Raw genomic sequence first — 20232 nt, 5'->3', positions numbered from 1 at the left:
ATACTAAATTTACAACAATTTGTACCTGGATACAATATGCCCACTGCATAGTGTACAAGGTTTTTCAGGGGTGATTTCTATTTATACCTGGCTGTCAAATGCGCTTCAGGAAGAGTATGAGTTGGTCCGGATCTTAAAGGAAAGCCCCCGGGGCAGCGTACAGCTCATCCGGCACAACGCCACCGGCAGGCGTCTGATCCTGCGCCGTTTCACCGGCAATCCGGAAGTCTACCGAAAGCTGCTGGACTACACCTGTCCCAATCTCCCCACCGTGTACGAGGTGGCGGAGGAGGGGAACAAGGTCCTGACGCTGGAGGAATTTATTGAGGGCGACACCCTGGGCTTCCTGCTGCAGGAGGCCCTATTTTCACCGGAGGAGACCCGGAAGATCGTCCGGCAGGTGTGCAAGGCCCTGTGGGTCCTCCACTCCATCGGGGCCGTCCACCGGGACGTAAAGCCGGAGAACATCATCCTCCGGGGAGACGAGGCGGTACTCATCGACTTTGACGCCGCCCGTTTACATAAACCCGAGCACAGCAACGACACCCAGATTCTGGGCACCACCGGCTTTGCCGCCCCGGAGCAGTACGGTCTGTCCCAGTCGGACATCCGCACCGACATCTACTCCCTGGGGGTGCTCATCAACGTGATGCTCACCGGAGAGCATCCCTCCAAGAAGCTGGCGGGGGGCAAAATGGGCCGTATTGTGGACCGGTGTACCCACGTCAACCCCCAGCACCGCTACCGCAATGTGCTGCGGCTGATGGAGGTCCTGTGACATGACCGGCGGGACCAGGCCCTGCCCTGTCTGCGGCGCCACCCTCCCCAGCGAGGCCTCCTTCTGTCCCTACTGCATGGAAGCTCTCCGCCCCCGGCGGGAGGCGAAGGCACCGGTCCGCCGGTGGCTCCGGCCACTGAGGCGGGTCCTTTTTCTGCTGGCGCTGGCCACCTTGGCTGCGGCGGTCTGTTTGCTCTATGACGCCGTTACCCCCGACACATACGACGCCTGGGGGGAGCTGACCTACCGTCTGAACGGCAACGATTACCATTTAGCGGCCACCTTCCGTAACGACAGCGCCCCGGAGCCGGAATACACCGTGCAGACCATCGAAGACTGGGATTATGACCGGGCCGCCAAGCTCTTTGTGACCCATGTGGACACCGGCGCCGACGCCGGGCAGGTCTTCCGCCAGCAGGTCGAGACTATCCAGGTCCAGGTGGTCCAGCCCCAGGACAACCCCTCCCCCATCACCTGGCAGCAGCCCACCTATCAGGGCGATCCCGCCGCCGAGGGGATGGCCCTCTCGCCGCTCTATTTTGACGGTCAGAGCCGGGGGGAGGCAGAGGTTCGGTGGGACATCCGCATGAAAAACGGGGACACCATCCTTCTGCGGCACAAGATGGTGATCGAGCCGGTGGATGTAGTGGACTACACCCCGGAGGAGTACGACATGGACACCATTGAGGATCTCCAGGCCCTGGTAGATCAGATCCAGGCGGAGGTCCCCCTGCCCACGGTGGTGCGGCTCAACCTGCCTCCCGTCCACTACGAGGGGGGCCTTATCATCACCGGGCGGCCCATCAACCTGTACGGCGCCGAGGATGACAAAAAGATGCGCACCGCCTTTCTGGGCCCGGTGACGGTGGATGTGGACCAGGGCCCCCAGTGCTTCATTCAGAACATCGACTTCCGGGGCAGCGGCTCGGGCACCGGCCTCACCGTGGAGGCCGACGGCCGGGTGCAGGACTGCCTCTTCACCGGCTGGGACACCGGCCTGCTGGTGGGCGGAGACGACTGGGCCGACCCCACCGGGTGCTGGTTTGAGGACAACGGCGTGGGCTTCCGCTTTGACAGCGTGGGGGACTACGTCAACGGCAATATGCTGGAGGGCAACACCTTCCGGAACAACGGCACCGCCGTGGAGCTGCTCCGGGTACCCGGAGCCAAGATCCTCTACTTCAACGGCTGCGCCTTCTCCGGCAACGGCCTGAACCTCTCCAACCCCGCCGACCACCCCACCGACCTCACCCGGGCCACCTTTGACTGAGGGAGGCGAGTGCTATGAATTTACGCTGCCCTCACTGCGGCACGCCCCTTCCAGCGGAAGCCTCCTTCTGCCCCCACTGCGCCCAAAACCTCCGCACCCGACATGAGGTGGATACACCCGTCCGCTGGTGGCTGAAACCGCTGCGGCGGGCTCTCCTGCTGCTGATGCTGGCCGCCCTTGGCTGGGGAGGCTGGCTGGCGTCCGACGCCCTTGCCCCGGACGTATATAGGGCCTGGGGGGAGCTGACCTATACCCTGAATGGCAGCGACTACCACCTGTTCCTTACCTGCCGCACCGACATAGTCCCCGAGGCGGCCCACACCATGCAGGTGGAGGAGGGCGGGGTCTACGACCGGGTCTCCCGGCTGTTTGTCGCCCATGTTGACTCCGGCGAAGACGCAGGACGGGCCTTCCTCAACCAGACGTCTGAGGTTCAGGTCCGGGTGATCCAGCCGCCGGACAGCCCCTCCCCGGTGAGCTGCTCCCTGCCTCTGGACCCCCAGGACCCCTACGACGGTCTGGCCCTGACCACTCTGGATTTTACCGACCGCAGTCAGGGGCCGGTGGAGGTGGAGTGGACCATCACCATGAAAAACGGGGACACCATCCTCCTCCGCCAGAAGATCGACTTCCAGAGGGTGGATACCGCCCACTACTACCCGGAGGACTACGATATGGACACCATCCAGGACCTCCAGGCCCTGGTGGACCAGATCCAAGCGGAGGTCCCCCTGTCCACGGTGGTGCGGATCCACCTGCCGCCGGTGACCTATGAGGGAGGCCTCACCATTGACCGGCGGGGAATCAACCTCTCCGGCTCCACCGACGGGCAGGGCCGGCGCACCACCTTCTTAGGGCCGGTGGTGCTTGCGCCGGAGGAGGACCCTCTGTGCGACATCGAACACATCGACTTTGTGGGGAACGGCACCGGCACCGGCCTCACCGTGGCCGCCCAGTACCGGGTGCTGGACTGCTCCTTCACCGGCTGGGAGATCGGCCTGCTGGTGGGCGGGGAGGCCTGGGCCAACCCAAAAGACTGCCTCTTTACCGACAACGACATCGGCTTCCGCTTCGACAGCGGCGGAACTTACTGCAATTACACTGACTTTACCAACAACACCTTCCGGAACAACACGGTGGCGGTGGACCTTTTGCGGGTGCCCGGCCTCAGGACCATTGACTTTAAGTTCTGCCTGTTTGACAGCAACGTGGCGACCATCCTCAACCCCAACAACCATGCCATTGATACCGGAGGCGCTACCTTTACATGAAAGAGATGATCCCTATGGAACACAAATGCCCCCATTGCGGCGCGCCTCTCCCGGAGGAGGCCGCCTTCTGTCCCCACTGCGCCCGGAGCATCCGCACCCGGGAGGCGGCCCCCGTCCCCACCCATATGTGGCGGAAGGGTCTGAAATGGGTGCTGGCTCTGGCCATCGTGGCGGCGGCCGCCCTGGTGGGCTGGGCGCTGCTCCATGAGCATCCCACCGGTCTCCCCGCCGGGGAGACCACACCGGTGGTCTTTCAGGAGGACGAGGACGGCATGGTGACGGCCACTCCCGAATATCTGGAGGAGTTCTTCCCCACCCTCACCTGCATCGACTTCCGCACCACCATCAAGACCAGCGACAACATCGACGACTATCTGGTGGACAGCTTCCAGATGGCCACTCTGGTGTCCTCCCGGGGCGCCCAGAACGCCGTGGGGGAACGGGGGATGTACAACGCCGGCAGCGACTCCAATAACCGGGTGGCTCTGATGATCTTTGACGACAACACCCACCTGATGGGCTATTTCATCGGCTCCCCCACCAACCTGGGGGGCGGCAAGTGGCAGATGGACGTGGTGAACTGCGACTACGACTTCACCCACCTCTACGAGGCGGAGCTGGCCGCCTTTGAGGGCAATTGGGAGGAGGATTTCTCCACCTACATCCCGCCGGAGGAGATCGAGTCCTCCGGGGCGGTGTGGTTCCTGAAGGGCTACAACACCGGCCAGGGCCCCGTGCTGCGGGAGGACGACCCCCAGACCTACGCCCTGTGGCACACCCTCCACGGCCCGGAGCCGGAGCGCCAGTGCCGGGAGATCCAGCGGCTGGAGGAGTTCCTGCCCCGTAAGGACCGGTGGATGTGCTACCTGCTGCTGGATCAGGACTACAACCTGCTGGGCTACACCATGCTGGATTACCAGGGGAACGGAGGATAAGTCATGGCGCACAAATGCCCCCACTGCGGCGCACCTTTGCCGGCGGAGTCCTCCTTCTGCCCCCACTGCGCCACCGACATTCATCCCCGAAAACAGGCGAAAACCGCCACTCCCCTGCTGAAAAAACTGCTGCTTGGACTGCTGGCTCTGGCGGTGCTGGCCGCCGTGGGGTTCGGGCTGTGGCTGGCCTTCGCCCCCAAGGCCTACGACGGCTATGGGGAGATCCGCTACGGGGACTATCAGCTCCTGCTCACCCAGCACGCGGACCGCTACACCCCCGTGCCGGAGATGACCATTCCGGGGGAGCCGGAGGGCCAGTACCGGGTGCCCTCCCGGCTGTTTATCAACGACAGCACCGGCAACGACGTCTCCGACGCCTTCCTGGCGGAGGTGGAGGAGGTCAGCGCGGCCTTCATCGGTCAGGAGGACAGCTCCTCCCCCTACCTGTGCTCCCAGCCCGCCTACAACGAGGGAGCGCCTGAGTGCCCCCTTATCTCCCTCATCGACTTCACCGGGGAGAGCGGCACGGCAGAGTTGGTATGGACCTTCCAAATGAAAAACGGAGACACCATTTACCTCCGGCAGACCTATGAGGTGGTTCCCATCCCGGTATATGACTACCACCCGGAGGACTACCCCATGGACACGGCTGAGGAGCTCCAGGCCCTCATCGACACCATCGGCGGCCAGGCGAACGACCCGGTGGCGGTGATCAACCTCCACCTGCCCCCGGTGACCTATGAGGGTGGGATCACCATCCGGGACCGGAGCCTGAACCTGTACGGCTCCGCTGACGAAGGCGGAAGCCGCACCACCTTCACCGGCCCTGTTCAGGTGGTGGCCCCCGACGGCGAGATTGCCTATCTCCAGGACATCGATTTTGTGGGGAGGGGCAGCGGCACCGGTCTCTCCGGCTCCGCTCCCTTCCGGGCCACCAACTGCACCTTCACCGGCTGGGACACCGGGGTTTATGCCTACGGCACCAGCTGGGTCAACGTCATCGGCTGCTCCTTCCAAAGCAACGGCATCGGCTTCCACTTCGACAGCACGGGAGACTACGCCAACCACTCCATGTACAACGACAACCGCTTTTTTGGCAACGATGTGGCGGTGCGGCTGGACAACGTACCCACCGACATAACCCTCAACTTCCAGGGCTCCATCTTCCGGGCCAACGCCCAAAGCATCCTCAACCTCTGCGACCAACCCCTGGATCTGTCCCAGGCCACCTTTGAGTAAAGGAGAATCCCACCATGGAACACAAATGCCCCCTCTGCGGCGCGCCCATACCGGAAAACGCCGCCTTCTGTCCCCACTGCGCGAAGGATATCCACCCCCGTAAGCAGGCAAAAACCGCCAACCCCCTGCTGAAAAAGCTGCTGGTGGGCCTGCTGATCCTGGCGGTGGCCGCCGCCATCGGCGGAGCAGTCTGGTACTTCAACCGGCCCTATGAGCCCCAGGAATTTGACGCCCTGGGAGAGGTGTACTACGAGAGCGGGGAGAAGACCTACCAGCTGCTGGTGGCCTGGCCCGACGACCGCTGCGCCCCCGCCCCCGACATCTACCAGCAGGGCTCCCCCGACGAGCAGTACCGCTGGCCCTCCCGTTGGTACGTCAACGACGCCGCCACCGGCGCCGACGCCTGGGCGGAGTTTGAGCCTCTGGTGGAGCAGGTCACCGTGGAGGTGGTCCCCGACGAGAATGCCGCCGGTCCCCTCACCGCCGGGGAGCCCCGTCATGACGAGGACTACTCCCCCGACGCCGCCATGATCTGCTCCCTGGACTTCACCGGCAATTCCGGGGAGTCCCAGATCGTCTGGACCGTTCAGATGAAAAACGGGGACGTGATCCGGGTCCGCCAGAACATCCACGTCACCGCCATTATCACCCACGAGTATCACTGGGAGGACACCCCCATGGACACCGTGGAGGACCTCCAGGCCCTGCTGGATCAGACCGCCCAGGAGATCGCCCCTTCCGATCTGGTGTACATCTACCTGCCCCCGGTGACCTATGAGGGAGATCTGAATCTGAGCCGCTCCTATGAGTTCTACGGCTACACCGACCAGGGGGCGGACCGCACCACCCTCAAGGGTTCCATAACCATGGACGGCAGCGCCAGCTTCTACTGGATCAACTACTTCTACGACATGGATTTCGTGGGGGACGGCGCCGATACCGGCATCATCGCCCCCGTCAAGGCCTGGGCCACCGGCTGCTCCTTTACCGGCTACAAGACCGGCTTCCAGTCCCAGGGGGAGGCCTGGATCAACGCCACCGAGTGTACCTTCATGGAGAACCAGGTGGGCCTCCACTTCAACGCCACCGGCCAGTCCGCCTCGGACAGCCGCTACCACGACAACCAGTTCATCAACAACGGCACCGCCGTGCTGATGGAGAACGTACCCACTGACATCACCCTGGACTTTGCGGGTACCGTGTTCTCAGGCAACGACACCGACGTGGACAACCAGTGTGACCATCCCATTGATTTGTCCAACGCCATCCTTGATCCGGAAGGATAACCCATATTGATAGACACACAGCCAAACCGACTGATTGCCATCTGGACGAACAAGGGCCTGCTGTCTGCGTATCGCAGACAGCAGGCCCTTTCCTTATCGGTGGGTTTCTGCATTGCAATGGAAAAAGGGCAATGCTATAATAATATACAAAATATCCAGCTTTTGCATAGAGCGATCATTTGAAGAAACTGGGAGCGTGGATCGGGTGAGCTTTGAACAGGTATATCGTGACTATTATCTCAAAGTATTCCGCTATGTAAAGCAGCATACGCTATCCCGCCAGGACGCAGAAGATCTGACCCAGGAGGTCTTTGTGGCTTGCTACCGGAATTTTGACAGCTTTGACCCCCAAAAGGCCTCTGTGGGGACCTGGGTCTATGTCATCATGAAAAACCGCCTGAAAAACTACTACCGGGACAAGAAGGAGTTCCTGTCCCTGGACGATGAGAATATCCCGGAACTGCCCGGGGACACCTCTGTGGCCCAGGCCATCCTGCTGGAAGAAGAGCGGCGGGCCCTGTCCTCTGCCATGAACATTCTGTCTGAGCGTGAACGCACCATCATTGTAGAGCGGTATTTCCATAAAAAGACCTCGGGGGAGATTGCCGGCATCCTGAAGATGACGGACGTCAATGTCCGGGTGACCCTCAAGCGGGCCCTGGAAAAGATCCGGAAATACTTTGAAGCCCACGGACTGTGAGGTGCATGATCCCATGACAAGCGTATTTCGCAAAACCGCGTTGGAGCGGCTCAGCTCCCCCGACCGGCTGGATGGTATGCTCAAGCTCACAAGCCCCATGTCCTGGCTGGGCATTGCCGCGGCGGCCGTCCTTGCGTCCAGCGTGGTCATCTGGTCTTTTGTGGGGCGCATCCCCACAACGGTGGATACATACGGCTTTTTGACCTATGACTATGGCGCCAACTCCCTGTACAATACAGCGGCCGGAGAGGTGTCCTCCCTGCTGGTGCACAGCGGCGACTGTGTAGAGGCGGGAGCGCCGGTGGCGGAGATCCTGACTTCCACCGGACAGACCGTTGTGGTACCTGCGGACCAGTCCGGCATGATCCGGGAGGATCTGGTGGCGCCCGGAGAGTATGTGGTGCCCAATCAGGCCCTGTTCCGCATCTCTCCGGACAGTGACAGCGGGCTGTCGGTGGTCTGCTATGTGAGTCAGGAAACCGCCCTTCAGCTGGAACCCGGCATGGAGGCGGTGATCTATCTGGACAGTGCGGGAGATGCCTGCGGCTGGATGGAAGGTCAGGTGGCCTGTGTGGACCGGGTCCACACCACCGCCGAGTCCATGGCCGCCGTGGTGGGAAACGACGCCCAGACCATCGAAATGCTGATGAGCGCTGGGCCTGTGGTGGCGGTGACCTGTACCCTTCGGGAGGACAGCACCACCGCCAGCGGATATTATTTTTCCGGCGCCGCCGGGGCTGAGCAGGTCCTGTACGGAGGCTCCTCCGCCTCGGTGCAGATCACGCTGGGACAGAGCGCCCCCATCGCCTGGGTCTTTCCCATGTTTGGAGGGGAGGCCTCATGAGCAGATTATACTGCAAAACCCCTACCATCTTTCAAATGGAAGGAACAGAGTGCGGCGCCGCCTCTCTGGCCATGATCTGTGCCTATTGGGGCAAATATGTGCCGCTGGAGCAGATGCGGGTGGAGACAGGCGTATCACGGGATGGCTGCAACGCCCGCAACATCATGTACGCCGCCCGCAAATTCGGGCTGGAATGTCACGGCTACCGCAAGGAGCCGGAAGCTTTGAAGCAGCTGGAGATGCCCTGTCTGATTCACTGGAACTTCAACCATTTTGTGGTGCTGGAGGGCTTTAAGGGGTCCTTTGTCTACCTCAACGACCCGGCCCTGGGCCGGCGCAAGCTGACCATGGAGGACCTGGACGAGGGGTTTACCGGCGTGGTGCTCACCTTCCACCCCACCCCCCAGTTTGAAAAGGCCAAACGGGAAAACACCCTGTTTCCTCTGATCAAACAGCGCATCCGGGGGCAGAAGGGCGCTCTGGCCCAGATGCTGTGTCTGGGTCTGCTGATGATCCTCCCCGGTCTCATCCTACCCGTCTTTTCCCAGGTGTTTCTGGACCGGGTCCTGGGGGCGGGCGCCGTCCCCTGGTTTTACCAGTTCATCGGCTTTCTCATCCTGACCCTCCTGTTCCGGATTCTGTTGGAGGCATACAGCGCCAGGCTCCTGTTGAAGATGCAGAACAAACTGACGCTGCTGTCCTCCCGGGAATTGCTGGAGCACCTGTTCCGCCTCCCTGTGGGCTTCTTTGCCCAGCGCTCCCCCGGCGACCTTTTGGGCCGGGTGGGAAATAACGACAACGTCAACAACTTCATCGCCGGCGATCTGGCAAACATTTTTCTGGACATTTTCGTGGCTGCCTTTTATCTGGTGCTGCTGCTTTTCTACAACCCCCTGATGACCGCCATCGGACTGGTGGGGATTCTGTTCAATGTTGTGATCGCCAGAATCACCGCCAGCCGGATTTCCAACCGGGTGCAGAAGCTGCAGCAGGACAGCGGCAAACTGACCGGCGTGGTGTGCGCCGGTCTCAGCGTTACCTCTACCCTGAAAGCGTCGGGCGCGGAGAGCGCCTACAGCTCCCGTGTCCTGGGCTACCAGGCCAAGGCGGCCTCCACAGAGCAGGCCATCAGCCAGACCCAGTCCGTGACAGGGGCGCTGCCCGGAATGGTGGATAACCTCATCGATGTTCTGCTTTTGCTGGTGGGCGCGGTCTTTGTCATCCAGGGCCACATGACCCTGGGTATGCTGTCGGCGTTCACCTCCCTGTTTGCCTCCTTCTCCGCGCCTGTTGAGACGCTGGTGGCCTTTATTCAGCAGATTCAGACGCTGAAAGCCGATATTGCCCGGGTAGACGACATCCTGCGCCATCCGGTGGATGAGAAATTCCAGGAAACCACGGTGCAGAAATTTTCTCAGGCCAAGCTCTCCGGCCGGGTGGCCCTGGAGGAGGTCTCCTTTGGGTACAGCCATCTGGCCAAACCCCTGGTCACCGGCTTTTCCTTTTCTCTGGAGCCCGGCTGTTCGGTGGCCCTGGTGGGCGGCTCTGGCTGCGGAAAATCCACCATTGCCAAAATCGTCAGCGGGCTGTATCGCCCCTGGGCAGGCAGGGTCCTGCTGGACGGAGTCCCGCTGGAAGAGATCCCGTCGGACGTGCTCCATGCCAGCGTGTCCACCGTAAGCCAGAATATTACCCTCTTTTCCGGTACCATCCGGGACAATCTGACCATGTGGAATCACGCCGTTCTGGAGCGGGACATGATTAACGCCGCAAAGGACGCCTGCATCCACGAATTGATTACCCAAAAGCCGGGCGCATATGAGTTCAGGCTCACCGAGGGAGGAAGCAACCTCTCCGGCGGACAGCGTCAGCGCCTGGAAATTGCCCGTGCCCTGGCGACCAACCCCACTGTGCTCATCATGGATGAAGCCACCAGCGCCCTGGACCCCATCACCGAAAAACAGATCATTGAGAACATCAAGCGCCGCGGGTGTACCTGCATCATTGTGGCCCACCGGCTCAGCGCCGTACGCAACAGCGATGAGATCCTGGTGATGGATGGCGGCAGCATTGTGGAGCGGGGTTCCCATACTCAGCTGGCGGCTCTGGACGGACTCTACTGCCGGTTCATGTCAATGAACTGAAAGGAGGCTGCATCATGCAGACGGAAACCGCCAATCTCATTGGGTTGACCGGCGGCGCATATTACATCACCGAAACTCCCACAGACGCATACCGGGTGCTGTCAGGCAGCGTCCATATCTATGTGGTGCCCTGGACAGAGGGCCAGCCGGGACGCCGGTCCCTGATCTGCACCGCAGAGCAAAATACCATCTTCCCCGCCTTTTCTCACACAGATGCCGAGGGCGGCCTGTGGCGCTTTCTGGTAACACCGGCGGAGGAGCACGCCCAGCTGGAGCGTCTGGAGGGGCTCTCCACCGGACCCCTGCAAAAAAAATTCCTGGGCAGAGCGGGGATCGAGAACCCCGGCCGGGAGACTTACGGCAATCTGCTGGTGGACCGCTACCGCCTGAACCTGGTGCAGGAGGACGGCTACCTGATCCGCACGGACAAGGAAAAAGAGGATGTGCGGGCCCGCACCGATGAGATGATCGCCTCCTTCTTTTCCAAGGAAAAGGACATACCCAGGGAAAACGGGGAGCACCCGGTCTATCAGGTCATGGCAGAGCTGTGCCACCGTATGCGCATCCCCATCGCCCCCTACGAAAAGATCACAGCCTGCTGCCGGCAGGAGATCTCCGTGGAGGAAGTGGCCCGCATTTCTCACATTCCCTGCCGGAAGATTCTGCTGGAGGAAAACTGGCATAAGGCGGACGCCGGGCCCATTATGGTACAATTTGGCCGGGAAAGGGAACCGGCCGCCTGTATTCCCAGAGGGCGGGGCAAGTATCTGCTCTGCCGCAGCGGGAAAAAGGCGGTCCCTCTGACCCGAGCGCTGGCGGAGCAGTGCGATCCCCAGGCCCATGTCATCTACCGCCCCTTCCCCCTTCAGGGAATGACGGCAAAGGACCTGGCAGCCTACTGCTGGTCCTGCCTGTCCCGGGCTGATCTGGCGGTCATCATCGGGCTGACCATCCTGTCCGCCCTCATCGGACTGCTGATCCCCACCTTGAATCAGATGCTCTACGACCGCTTCATTCCCTCCGGACAGATGGGAATGGTGTTTCAGATTTGCTGTCTGGTAGGCGCGTTTATGGTGGGCAATCTGCTCTTTTCCGTGGTAAAAAGTCTGGCCACCTTCCGGCTGGACAGCCGGATCCGGTACGATGTGCAAAACGCGGTCTACCACCGGATCTTTGAATTGCCGGAAAACTTCTTCCGCAACTACGAGAGCGCCGATCTGGCCCAGCGGGTTATGGAGCTGGGCAGCCTGGTCAGCTCTGTGTCCGGGATGCTGCTGGGGCTGGGGCTCAGCCTGATCTCCGCCCTGTTCTACGGCATACGGATGTTTACCTATTCTCCCCAGCTCTCTCTGGTGTCCCTGTCGGTCACGCTGCTGTTCTCCTTGATCAGCTATCTTCTGGCGCGCCGCCGTATGGTCTATCAGGCCCAGATCATGGAGATGGATGGAAAGAGCAGCTCTCTCCTGTTCCAGTTTTTGCTGGGGATCGAGAAGATCAGAACCGCCGGTGTGGAGGAGCGAACCATTTTTGAATATATGCGCGCTTTTATGGAGCAGCGCCGGCTGGAAACACGGCTGGGCCGGCTGTCCAACCTCAGCGTCCTGCTCTCCTCCGCCAGCAGCGGGATCTTTCTGGTATTGATCTATTGGATCGCGGCCCAGTCCGCTTCCATCACCATGGGCAGCTTCGTCGGTTTTAACTCGGCTTTCGGCATGGTCTCCGGCGCCATCAGCAGCCTGTTCAGCGCGCTGATCTCCTATCAGCTGCTGAAACCCACCTACCGGCGGGTGAAGGCCATTCTGGAGACGGTGCCGGAAGGGGGCGGCGACAAGCGTCTGCCCGGCCAGCTCACCGGCAGCATCGACCTGGATCACGTGGCCTTCTCCTACGACCCGGAAACCCCGCCTGTGTTTCGGGACCTCTCCCTTCACATCCGGCCCGGGGAATATGTGGGGATCGTGGGCGCTTCCGGCTGCGGAAAATCCACCCTGCTCAAGCTTCTGCTGGGATTTGAGAAGGCCACCTCAGGCCGGATCTACTATGACGACCAGGATATGGACGAGCTGGACCTGCAGGAGCTGAGAAAACACTTCGGCGTGGTGCTGCAGGACGGCGAGCTCATCTCAGGGAGCATCTTTGAGAACATCACCCTCACCGCCCCCAACGCCGGACGAACCCGGGTGGAGCAGGTGGTGGAGGCGGTAGGCCTGGCCAGAGATATCCAGGAGATGCCCATGGGGCTGGAGACCATGGTCAGCGAACACTGCAACACCATCTCCGGCGGCCAGAAGCAGCGCATTCTCATTGCCAGGGCCATCATCAACAGACCCAACATTCTCTTCTTTGACGAGGCCACCAGCGCACTGGATAACCTGACACAGGCCCAGGTGTGCAAAGCGCTGGAGGAAATGGGCAGCACCCGGGTGGTCATCGCCCACCGGCTCAGCACCATACAGAGCTGTGACCGCATCCTGGTGATGGACCATGGAGATATTGTGGAAGAGGGAAATTATGAACAGCTGATGGCCCAGGGCGGGCTCTTCCATGAGCTGGCCAGCCGTCAGATCCTGTAAGGATTCGCATTCCTTGTAACAAGTCCGGTTTTGGCGTGTATATCAGTTTAGAACAACCATAGCAGTTGATTGGCCGCAGAGCGATCCATGCCGGACCGGCCCGACCAGAACATATACCCGGGGAGGTAATCTGATGGAGCCAGATCAAATCAAAAACATCAACCATATGCCGGAGGAGATCCCGGAGGAACTGAAAGCCATCGACCAGCGGCTGAAGCGGGTGTCCGATCTCCAATGTTTTGATGGATGCTCTGAGGAACTGGGAGAGGACGAACTGGAACTGGTCACGACTGCAGGCAGTTCCAACCCATACAAAGATTTTATCAAGCGAATCGACAACAAAAACCATTGAGCGCCAGCGCTGAGGGGCCGCAGTCTGCGGCACGAAAGGCAATCACGGCAGCCGGCGGGAAGGGGCTAGTAACATGAACAGGCACATAGAGCAGGACTGCGTGCGCTGGGAGGAGGACGATGGGAAACTGCTGTTTTCCATCACAGAAACCCTATCAGGAGATACCGTAACCCTAAGTTTGTCGGGCACACTCTCCTCGGTTGTGGCGCCCGCCTTTGAGGATGAGCTGATGGCTGCGGCCTGCGTCCGCAGCAGGATTGCCGTGGATTTTTCCGGCTTGCAAGTCATCTCCAGCGGGGGCCTGAAGGCCCTGCTCACCGTCCAGCGGCTGCTGGACCAACGTCCCGGCTCCATGCTGAAGCTGTGCGCCATGAGCCCTGCGGTCCACGCCACCTTTGCAGAGATCGGGTTTGACGAACTGTTTGAGATTGAGAGCTGAGGTGAACGTGGATGTTGATGCAAGAGGACTATACAGAGAACCTTCCCTTTGTTTACGCGCTCTGCTGCCCGGCCGACTGGGAGCGGGTGTCCCCCCTGCTGGAGATCCTGCAAAAGAATGACTGCAGGCTCTGTTGGGACCAGCCCTCCGCCGCCGGAAACGCCCCTGTCCCCCAAAACGCCGAGGTCATACTGGCCTTCTTATCCCGGCAGTCGGTGGAGGACCACAGCTTTCGCAGCCGCTTCAACCGCAGCATTCTGGGCGGCAAACCGGTGGCGGCGGTGCTCCTTGAAGCGGTGGAACTCTCCCCCGTCATGAAGGCCCAGCTGGAGCTGGAGCAGGTGACGGCGGTGGACTACGCCGTCTGCCACACCGACGGCGCCTGCTGTCTTGCCCTGCTGCAGCTGCCCGCGATGAAGCCCTGCCTGGAGGAGGGCAAGACCATCCACATCCCCAAGGCCAGTATCAAAAAATATTACCTGAAACGGCGGTCTACGGGAGAGGCCATCCAGATCTCCAAGGACGAGTTTACCGTGGGAAGAAAGCTCACCTGCAGCTACGCCATTCCGGACAATGAGAGCATCAGCCGCATCCATGCGGTGTTTCATCTGAAAAACGGGATCTGTACCGTGATGGACCATCATTCCACCAACAAGGTCTATGTCAACGACCGGGAGTTGGATGAGGAGGAGCAGTTCCAAATCAAGAGCGGGGATGTGCTGGAGTTGGGTACGGAAACCTTTATTGTGGACGTCATAGAGTAAGGAGGCCTCCCCATGAACGTCAGCGCATCCTATTATTCGGATATCGGCGGCCGGAAGGAAAATGAAGACGCCGTTGCGCTGCTGGAGAGCGGCGGCACCATGGCAGGCCTGATCGCAGATGGTCTGGGCGGGCATAAGGGCGGCAAGGCCGCGGCCCAGCTGGCCGTCCAGACAGTGGGGGGCGGCATCATGGGCAAGCCCGTCTCGGTGGTCGCCCTCAGGGGGGCTGTGGAGCAGGCCAACACCCTCATTTGGGAGCAGCGCCAGGCCTCCGGCATGAAAAGCACCCTGGCCGCCGTGTGGTTTGACGGCCGGGCCGCTTTGGCCGCCAATGTGGGCGATACCCGGATCTATCAGTTTCGGGAAGGCAGTATCCTGTATCAGTCCCGGGACCACAGCACCGCCCAGCTGGCCCTGTGGGCCGGCGACATCACCCCGGCCGAGCTGCGCACCTGCAAGGACCGCCACCGGCTCACCCGCGCCCTGGGCGCACAGGATGATGTGACGGTGGATATTGCCCATCTGGAGCTGGCTCCGGGGGACGGGCTGCTCCTGTGCAGCGACGGTTTCTGGGAGAAGATCCAGGAGTCGGAGATGGCATACGACCTCTCCGGCGCCTCCACCGCCCTGCAATGGCTGGAGGCCATGCGCGCCCGCCTTGCCGTCCGGGGCGCCCACACCGGAGATAACCATTCCGCCATCGCCATGCTCATCCGGTGAGCGCGGGAGCAACCGTGTTAAGAGAAGGAGAATACAGGATATGACAGATTACTGCTTACACTGTATGCTGCCCACCGGCGGAGCGGATGTGTGTCCCCACTGCGGATATCAGGGCGGGGATACGGAGCTGCTCCACCACCTCCGTCCCGGCAGCAAACTGAACGGCAGATATCTGGTCGGGCGTTCGCTGGGTCAGGGTGGATTCGGCATTACCTACATTGGCCGGGATCTGCTGTTGGATACCCGGGTGGCCATCAAGGAATATTACCCCAGTGGGATCGCCAGCCGAAACGTGGCTTTTTCCCCTGAGATCACCATCTCTGATCAACGACAGGTGGATTCCATCGAGGAAGGAAAACAAAAATTTCTCAGTGAAGCCCGGGCATTGGCGCAGTTTGCAGATGACCCGGGCGTGGTTACGGTCCGGGACTTTTTTGAAGCCAACAACACCGCCTATATCGTCATGGAGTACCTGGACGGACACGACCTGCGCTCCATTCTGAGACTGACCCGCTTTTCCGCCGACGATATCTTTGAACGGATGCGGCCCGTCATGGACGCGCTGGAAAAGATCCACCAGGTGGGCATCATCCACCGGGATATCAGTCCGGACAACATCATGCTGCTGAAGAGCGGCACCGTCAAACTGATGGACTTCGGAGCCGCCAGACAGCTGGACCTCAGCGGCAACACCAGCGTATCGGTGATCCTCAAAACGGGCTTCGCCCCGGAGGAGCAGTACCGCAGCAAAGGCCATCAGGGGCCGTGGACCGACGTCTACGCGCTGTGCGCCACCATCTACTGCTGTATCACCGGTCTGAAGCCGGACGACGCCCTGGAACGGGCCCAGCTGGATGAATTGAAGTGGCCCTCCGAACTGGGGGTAGAGATCAGCGCCCTGCAGGAGGCGGTATTGAAAAAGGGAATGGCCGTCCGGGCGGAGGACCGGTTCCAGAGCATCGGTGAGATGAAGGAGATGCTCTTCCGGCCCACAGGGGAAAATCATGCGCTGGAGCTGGATGACGACGACGATGTGACCCGTCCCATTCCCCGCCACGCAGATCCTGACCCCCACCACACGCCTCCGGAACCCCAGCCTGTCCCGGGACCAAAAGCCCGAAAAAAATGGCTGCGGCCGCTGGCCGCGCTGCTGGCCGTGGCGGTGCTGGCCGCAGGGATCTGGGGGGCCAGCCGGTTCATCCCCCAGGGAACCGGACGCAATGGCGGCGTCAGCCAGGCGGATATCGATTCGGGCAACTATATGCGGATCATTTTGACCGCCCACGAGGAGATGCCCGTCCACGATTTTGCTCAGGCGGCGGATACGGTGGAGGCGCGGATCGATCTCCTCTGCGACGGCCAGCCCTACGACTTTGCGGTGGAGGACGATCAGATCAAGCTGTTTCTGCCCCGCTCGGTGATCGAGCCGCTGGGGCTGGAAAAGACCATGCAGTGCTACATCAGCCGGCCCATGGAATTCAGTCTGATCAACTTCCAGGAATTCCAAACAGACCGCAGTGACTCCATCCGGGTGACTCCCGCCGATGTGGAATCCATCACCATTGAGACCCAGGCGCCGGAGGATTGCAGCCCGCCCGATCTGGCGGAGGCCCTGGAGAAGGGCGGCCTGGAGAAGCTGGTATTCACCGAGGAATTTGTCCAGAAAAACCGGGATAAAATGGCCCAATGGGGCACCAATATGGTCCTGGCCCAGGATATTGAGAGTTCCTCCAATCTCTGGTACACCTATCTCTATTCAGCGGGGGACGGACGGACCTTCTACATCACCAATACGGACGGCGCGGCATTTGCCCGGCTGCTTCAGCACAACCTGTCCCAGGAGCCCCTGCCAAAACCCTTCTACTACCAGGTGGATGTAAACTACGAGGCAGCGTGGGAGACTCCGGACACCGGCGAACAGGCCGAAACCTTCCAGCGCTCTCCCGACCAGGTGACCGGCCAGACCGTCACCCTGCTCTATCCCTGGGTGGACAGCGATGCCCTCCCCGGGGAAGGACAATGGACCGACGCCTGCGCCGCCATGAAACGCCGTCTGGACCTTCTGGGCGAGGAATACGCATTTGGTACCATCTGCTCCGGGGATACCTATCAGATGGTGGTGAAAACCGGCGGCGAACATATGAGTATCCCGCTGCTTCAGCTGCTGGAATTCAGACAGGTTACCTTTTATCTCAGCGCCGGCTTAAACAATCTGTATGTCCGGCAGCTGGACTGGATCAGCCGCCCGGACGGCACCTACGCCCTGGAGGCCACGGCAGGCGGCAGTGAGGAGGACCTGGCAAACTTCCTCCAGCTGGCTCAGGATGCCGGATATGACAAGATCTATCTCAAGGTCAACAATATTCCCTGGCTTGCCTGCGACCTGGAGGATGGGGCTGACGGCACGGTAGTAACCCTGGATCAGGGCTGCTTCTGGGACAATCAGCCCATCGGAGAGGACCAGCGCTGGCTGGTGCAGCTGCTGACTGCCATTTCCCAGGACGTCAATCTGCCCTCCGGGGCAAGTACGGCCCAGTACCAGTGCAACGAGGACGAGAACGGCGTTGCCTTTGACGATGCCAACTTCTCCATGCAGTACGGCGACCTGACCAAGCAGGTGCGGGACAACATTGAGAACTGTGATGCCGCAGCTCAGTACGAGCAGATGGAAGTGGTCAGCGACAGAATGAACATCCGGGTCTATCTGCACATGAACACAGGCAAGAACTTCGCCTCCCAGGTAGTAGCGCTGACCAAGGCCTTATATGAGCAGTCTGATTTGGAGCACTCCCCCGCCGACGGCCTGTATCTCTATTTTATCGACGAAAATGACGTGCTGAAAGAGCGGGCGCGCATCTGGTTCAGCAAAACCTACGGCACCGGCAGCATCCTGCCCGGCTATGTCACAGGCGGCGGGATCTTTACCGGCGGCCGTATGGAGGAATATCTGGAAGAGCTGCAGTCTCTCATCGAAGATGATCCCTTCTTCCTGGAGAAAAAAGGATCGCCGGACCGCACATTCTGCGAGTATACTGCGTGGTGGTGATCCCAGACAGACACAAAATGGAGGTGTTGTATCTTACAACACCTCCATTTAACCACCTGCGCTGTCAGATCCCAGACAGCAACAGAAGGGGCGGGGCTATTTGCCCCGCCCCAACAGAGACCGGCGTTCCGGATTAGCTAAACTTCTTGATCCACTTGGGAATAGCTTTATCCAGATCCTTGCTGACCTTCTGGATTTCCTTCTCGCTGTAAGTGCGGTAAGGATCGTCATACTTAACGGCGTCGTACAGGCATCTGGCGGCCATCTTGATGCCCTTCCAGGACAGCTTGCCCCACTCGACATTGGTCATGATCCACTTCAGGACGCCAATTTCAGTGACGCCGCCGGTGACGTTCTCCAGGTCGGCCTCGCCCAGCTCATCGCCGGACTTGGCACCGGTATCATAGCCGTACTCCTTCAGGATGCTGTTTACAGCAGCCTCGTCCTCCGCCTGCTCCAGCTTGTCAGCAAACAGTTCCAGGTCCTTCACGTCCTGCTCGGAAAAATTCTTCTGCATCTCCATCTCTGTGTCCTCCTTATAAATTGTATTTGTGTCTTGCTTTTCCTGTTCTGCCTATATATACCCGCGACCTGCAAAACTGTTACAGTGGTTACACAAAATTCAAGTAAAAAAAGAAGGGCTGCTACATGAGCATAAACCACAACTCCAACAGCATCACCAGTCCCCTGGAAAGCGCGCCCATGGCGCCTCTGCGCCCCGTAGGGCTGATATATACACCTCTGACGAAAAAGGCCCTGCTGATCTGCTTTGCGGCCCACAACAGCCAGACGGATAAAAGCGGCCTGCCCTATGTGATCCACCCCCTCCATCTGGCCGAGCAGCTGGAAACGGAGGAGGAGGTGTGCACAGCTCTGCTCCACGACGTGGTGGAGGACTCCCACTATACCATCTGCGATCTGCGGGATGAGGGGTTCCCGGAGGCGGTACTGGAGGCCCTGGGGCTTCTGACCCATGACGAATACACTCCCTATCTGGAGTATGTGGTCCGGCTGCGCAGCAATCCCATCGCCCGCCGGGTGAAGCTGGCGGACCTGACCCACAACAGCGACCTGGCCCGTCTGAACACGGTCACCGTCCGGGACAGACGGCGTGTTCTCAAATACCGCATTGCCCAGGCCATCCTGGAGGACGACCGGTACGATGCGTCTCGTAGCCAGTTCCACAAGCGCCTTCCCCTCTCCCTGGAGTACCCTTTCTTCCTCTCTGTGTTCTATGACCAGCGCGGCACAGTGGAGCGCTACAGCATCGACGTGGAGGCTGAGAAGGAGTATCACTATGGATTGGAGGCGTCCCAGGGAGAGCGGCTTCAAAAGTCCCTGAATCCAAACCGCACCCTGCCGGAGGCCCTGGCAGACTGGGCGGAAGGTGGCTGCACCTCCTGCCGCGTGGAGTCCATGCTCCGGCAGAGGGGCATCACCTTCCAGATTCATACTGCAATGTAAGCCCACGCGGCGGATCAAAAAAAGCGCACTGGAAAGGAAATGCTTCCTGTCCAGTGCGCTTAAATTTTCACAACAAAAAACCCTTGAAAGCCGAAGCTTTCAAGGGTTTTTGGAGCTGCTAGCCAGATTTGAACTGGCGACCTCATCCTTACCAAGGATGCGCTCTACCGACTGAGCTATAGCAGCATAATGGCGACGCGGAAGGGACTTGAACCCTCGACCTCCGGCGTGACAGGCCGGCGTTCTAACCAACTGAACTACCGCGCCATCGTGATATCTATATCCACAGCAAAGGCTGAATATTTGTTTGGCAGGGGCAGAAGGATTCGAACCCTCGGCACTCGGTTTTGGAGACCGATGCTCTACCAGCTGAGCTATACCCCTAAATGGTGGGCCTTCACGGGCTC

Annotated in this window: 17 protein-coding genes and 3 tRNA genes; 16 read left to right on the top strand and 4 right to left on the bottom strand. The window is 60.4% G+C overall.

Features of this window, described 5'->3' with window-relative positions; genetic code table 11:
- Positions 1 to 121 precede the first annotated feature (121 nt).
- From IHN22_RS03290 to IHN22_RS03220, 15 genes are all read left to right on the top strand, one after another.
- Positions 122 to 778 carry a serine/threonine protein kinase gene (locus IHN22_RS03290; protein ID WP_300985340.1) on the top strand — a complete coding sequence of 219 codons (657 nt, stop codon included), beginning with the start codon at positions 122 to 124 and terminating at the stop codon, positions 776 to 778.
- A gap of 1 nt (position 779) precedes the next feature.
- Entirely contained in the window at positions 780 to 2048 is a 1269-nt protein-coding gene (locus IHN22_RS03285) for a hypothetical protein (protein ID WP_191433428.1), read from the top strand.
- A 14-nt stretch (positions 2049 to 2062) separates the two neighbouring features.
- Entirely contained in the window at positions 2063 to 3319 is a 1257-nt protein-coding gene (locus IHN22_RS03280; RefSeq protein ID WP_191433427.1) for a zinc-ribbon domain-containing protein, read from the top strand.
- Positions 3320 to 3333: 14 nt separating this feature from the next.
- Complete coding sequence (locus IHN22_RS03275; RefSeq protein ID WP_191433425.1) at positions 3334 to 4254, top strand: zinc ribbon domain-containing protein; 921 nt, start codon at positions 3334 to 3336, stop codon at positions 4252 to 4254.
- Between the two features lie 3 nt (positions 4255 to 4257).
- Entirely contained in the window at positions 4258 to 5493 is a 1236-nt protein-coding gene (locus tag IHN22_RS03270) for a zinc-ribbon domain-containing protein (RefSeq protein ID WP_087330075.1), read from the top strand.
- A gap of 14 nt (positions 5494 to 5507) precedes the next feature.
- Positions 5508 to 6779 (top strand): zinc ribbon domain-containing protein, encoded by a 1272-nt coding sequence (locus tag IHN22_RS03265; protein WP_191433423.1) that lies wholly within the window; start codon positions 5508 to 5510, stop codon positions 6777 to 6779.
- Positions 6780 to 6984: 205 nt separating this feature from the next.
- Positions 6985 to 7479, top strand: coding sequence for an RNA polymerase sigma factor (locus tag IHN22_RS03260; RefSeq protein WP_191433421.1), 495 nt, complete (start codon positions 6985 to 6987; stop codon positions 7477 to 7479).
- Between the two features lie 13 nt (positions 7480 to 7492).
- Complete coding sequence (locus IHN22_RS03255; RefSeq protein WP_191433419.1) at positions 7493 to 8323, top strand: HlyD family efflux transporter periplasmic adaptor subunit; 831 nt, start codon at positions 7493 to 7495, stop codon at positions 8321 to 8323.
- A complete protein-coding gene (locus IHN22_RS03250; protein ID WP_191433418.1) occupies positions 8320 to 10467 on the top strand; it encodes an NHLP family bacteriocin export ABC transporter peptidase/permease/ATPase subunit in 2148 nt (715 codons plus the stop codon). The genes IHN22_RS03255 and IHN22_RS03250 overlap by 4 nt, the downstream gene beginning before the upstream one ends.
- A gap of 14 nt (positions 10468 to 10481) precedes the next feature.
- Positions 10482 to 13040 carry an NHLP bacteriocin export ABC transporter permease/ATPase subunit gene (locus tag IHN22_RS03245; RefSeq protein ID WP_191433416.1) on the top strand — a complete coding sequence of 853 codons (2559 nt, stop codon included), beginning with the start codon at positions 10482 to 10484 and terminating at the stop codon, positions 13038 to 13040.
- 133 nt (positions 13041 to 13173) lie between these two features.
- The gene (locus IHN22_RS03240; protein ID WP_191433414.1) at positions 13174 to 13392 is read left to right on the top strand and encodes a hypothetical protein; all 219 of its coding nucleotides are present in this window, start codon (positions 13174 to 13176) and stop codon (positions 13390 to 13392) included.
- A gap of 73 nt (positions 13393 to 13465) precedes the next feature.
- Entirely contained in the window at positions 13466 to 13831 is a 366-nt protein-coding gene (locus IHN22_RS03235) for an STAS domain-containing protein (RefSeq protein WP_087189113.1), read from the top strand.
- Between the two features lie 11 nt (positions 13832 to 13842).
- Positions 13843 to 14595 carry an FHA domain-containing protein gene (locus IHN22_RS03230; RefSeq protein WP_191433412.1) on the top strand — a complete coding sequence of 251 codons (753 nt, stop codon included), beginning with the start codon at positions 13843 to 13845 and terminating at the stop codon, positions 14593 to 14595.
- Between the two features lie 12 nt (positions 14596 to 14607).
- On the top strand, positions 14608 to 15315 hold the full coding sequence (locus IHN22_RS03225) for a PP2C family protein-serine/threonine phosphatase (RefSeq protein ID WP_191433410.1): 708 nt from the start codon (positions 14608 to 14610) through the stop codon (positions 15313 to 15315).
- Positions 15316 to 15355: 40 nt separating this feature from the next.
- The gene (locus IHN22_RS03220) at positions 15356 to 18361 is read left to right on the top strand and encodes a serine/threonine protein kinase (protein WP_191433407.1); all 3006 of its coding nucleotides are present in this window, start codon (positions 15356 to 15358) and stop codon (positions 18359 to 18361) included.
- Positions 18362 to 18494: 133 nt separating this feature from the next.
- On the opposite strand, the gene IHN22_RS03215 is transcribed toward IHN22_RS03220, so the two are convergent.
- A complete protein-coding gene (locus IHN22_RS03215; protein WP_191433405.1) occupies positions 18495 to 18884 on the bottom strand; it encodes a hypothetical protein in 390 nt (129 codons plus the stop codon).
- Positions 18885 to 19009: 125 nt separating this feature from the next.
- Here IHN22_RS03215 and IHN22_RS03210 point away from each other — a divergent pair, with 125 nt between their 5' ends.
- Positions 19010 to 19825 (top strand): hypothetical protein, encoded by an 816-nt coding sequence (locus tag IHN22_RS03210; RefSeq protein ID WP_191433403.1) that lies wholly within the window; start codon positions 19010 to 19012, stop codon positions 19823 to 19825.
- 110 nt (positions 19826 to 19935) lie between these two features.
- On the opposite strand, the gene IHN22_RS03205 is transcribed toward IHN22_RS03210, so the two are convergent.
- The 3 genes from IHN22_RS03205 to IHN22_RS03195 all read right to left on the bottom strand — a co-directional run bounded on the left by IHN22_RS03205 (position 19936) and on the right by IHN22_RS03195 (position 20209).
- A tRNA-Thr gene (locus IHN22_RS03205) sits at positions 19936 to 20011 on the bottom strand.
- Positions 20012 to 20015: 4 nt separating this feature from the next.
- A tRNA-Asp gene (locus tag IHN22_RS03200) sits at positions 20016 to 20092 on the bottom strand.
- A gap of 41 nt (positions 20093 to 20133) precedes the next feature.
- Positions 20134 to 20209, bottom strand: a tRNA-Trp gene (locus IHN22_RS03195).
- Positions 20210 to 20232: the final 23 nt, after the last annotated feature.

This window comes from Flavonifractor sp. An112 (genome assembly GCF_904377885.1).
Taxonomy (GTDB): domain Bacteria; phylum Bacillota; class Clostridia; order Oscillospirales; family Oscillospiraceae; genus Flavonifractor; species Flavonifractor avicola.
Note: the sequence above shows the minus strand (reverse complement) of the source record. Positions and strands in the feature narration are given on the sequence as shown.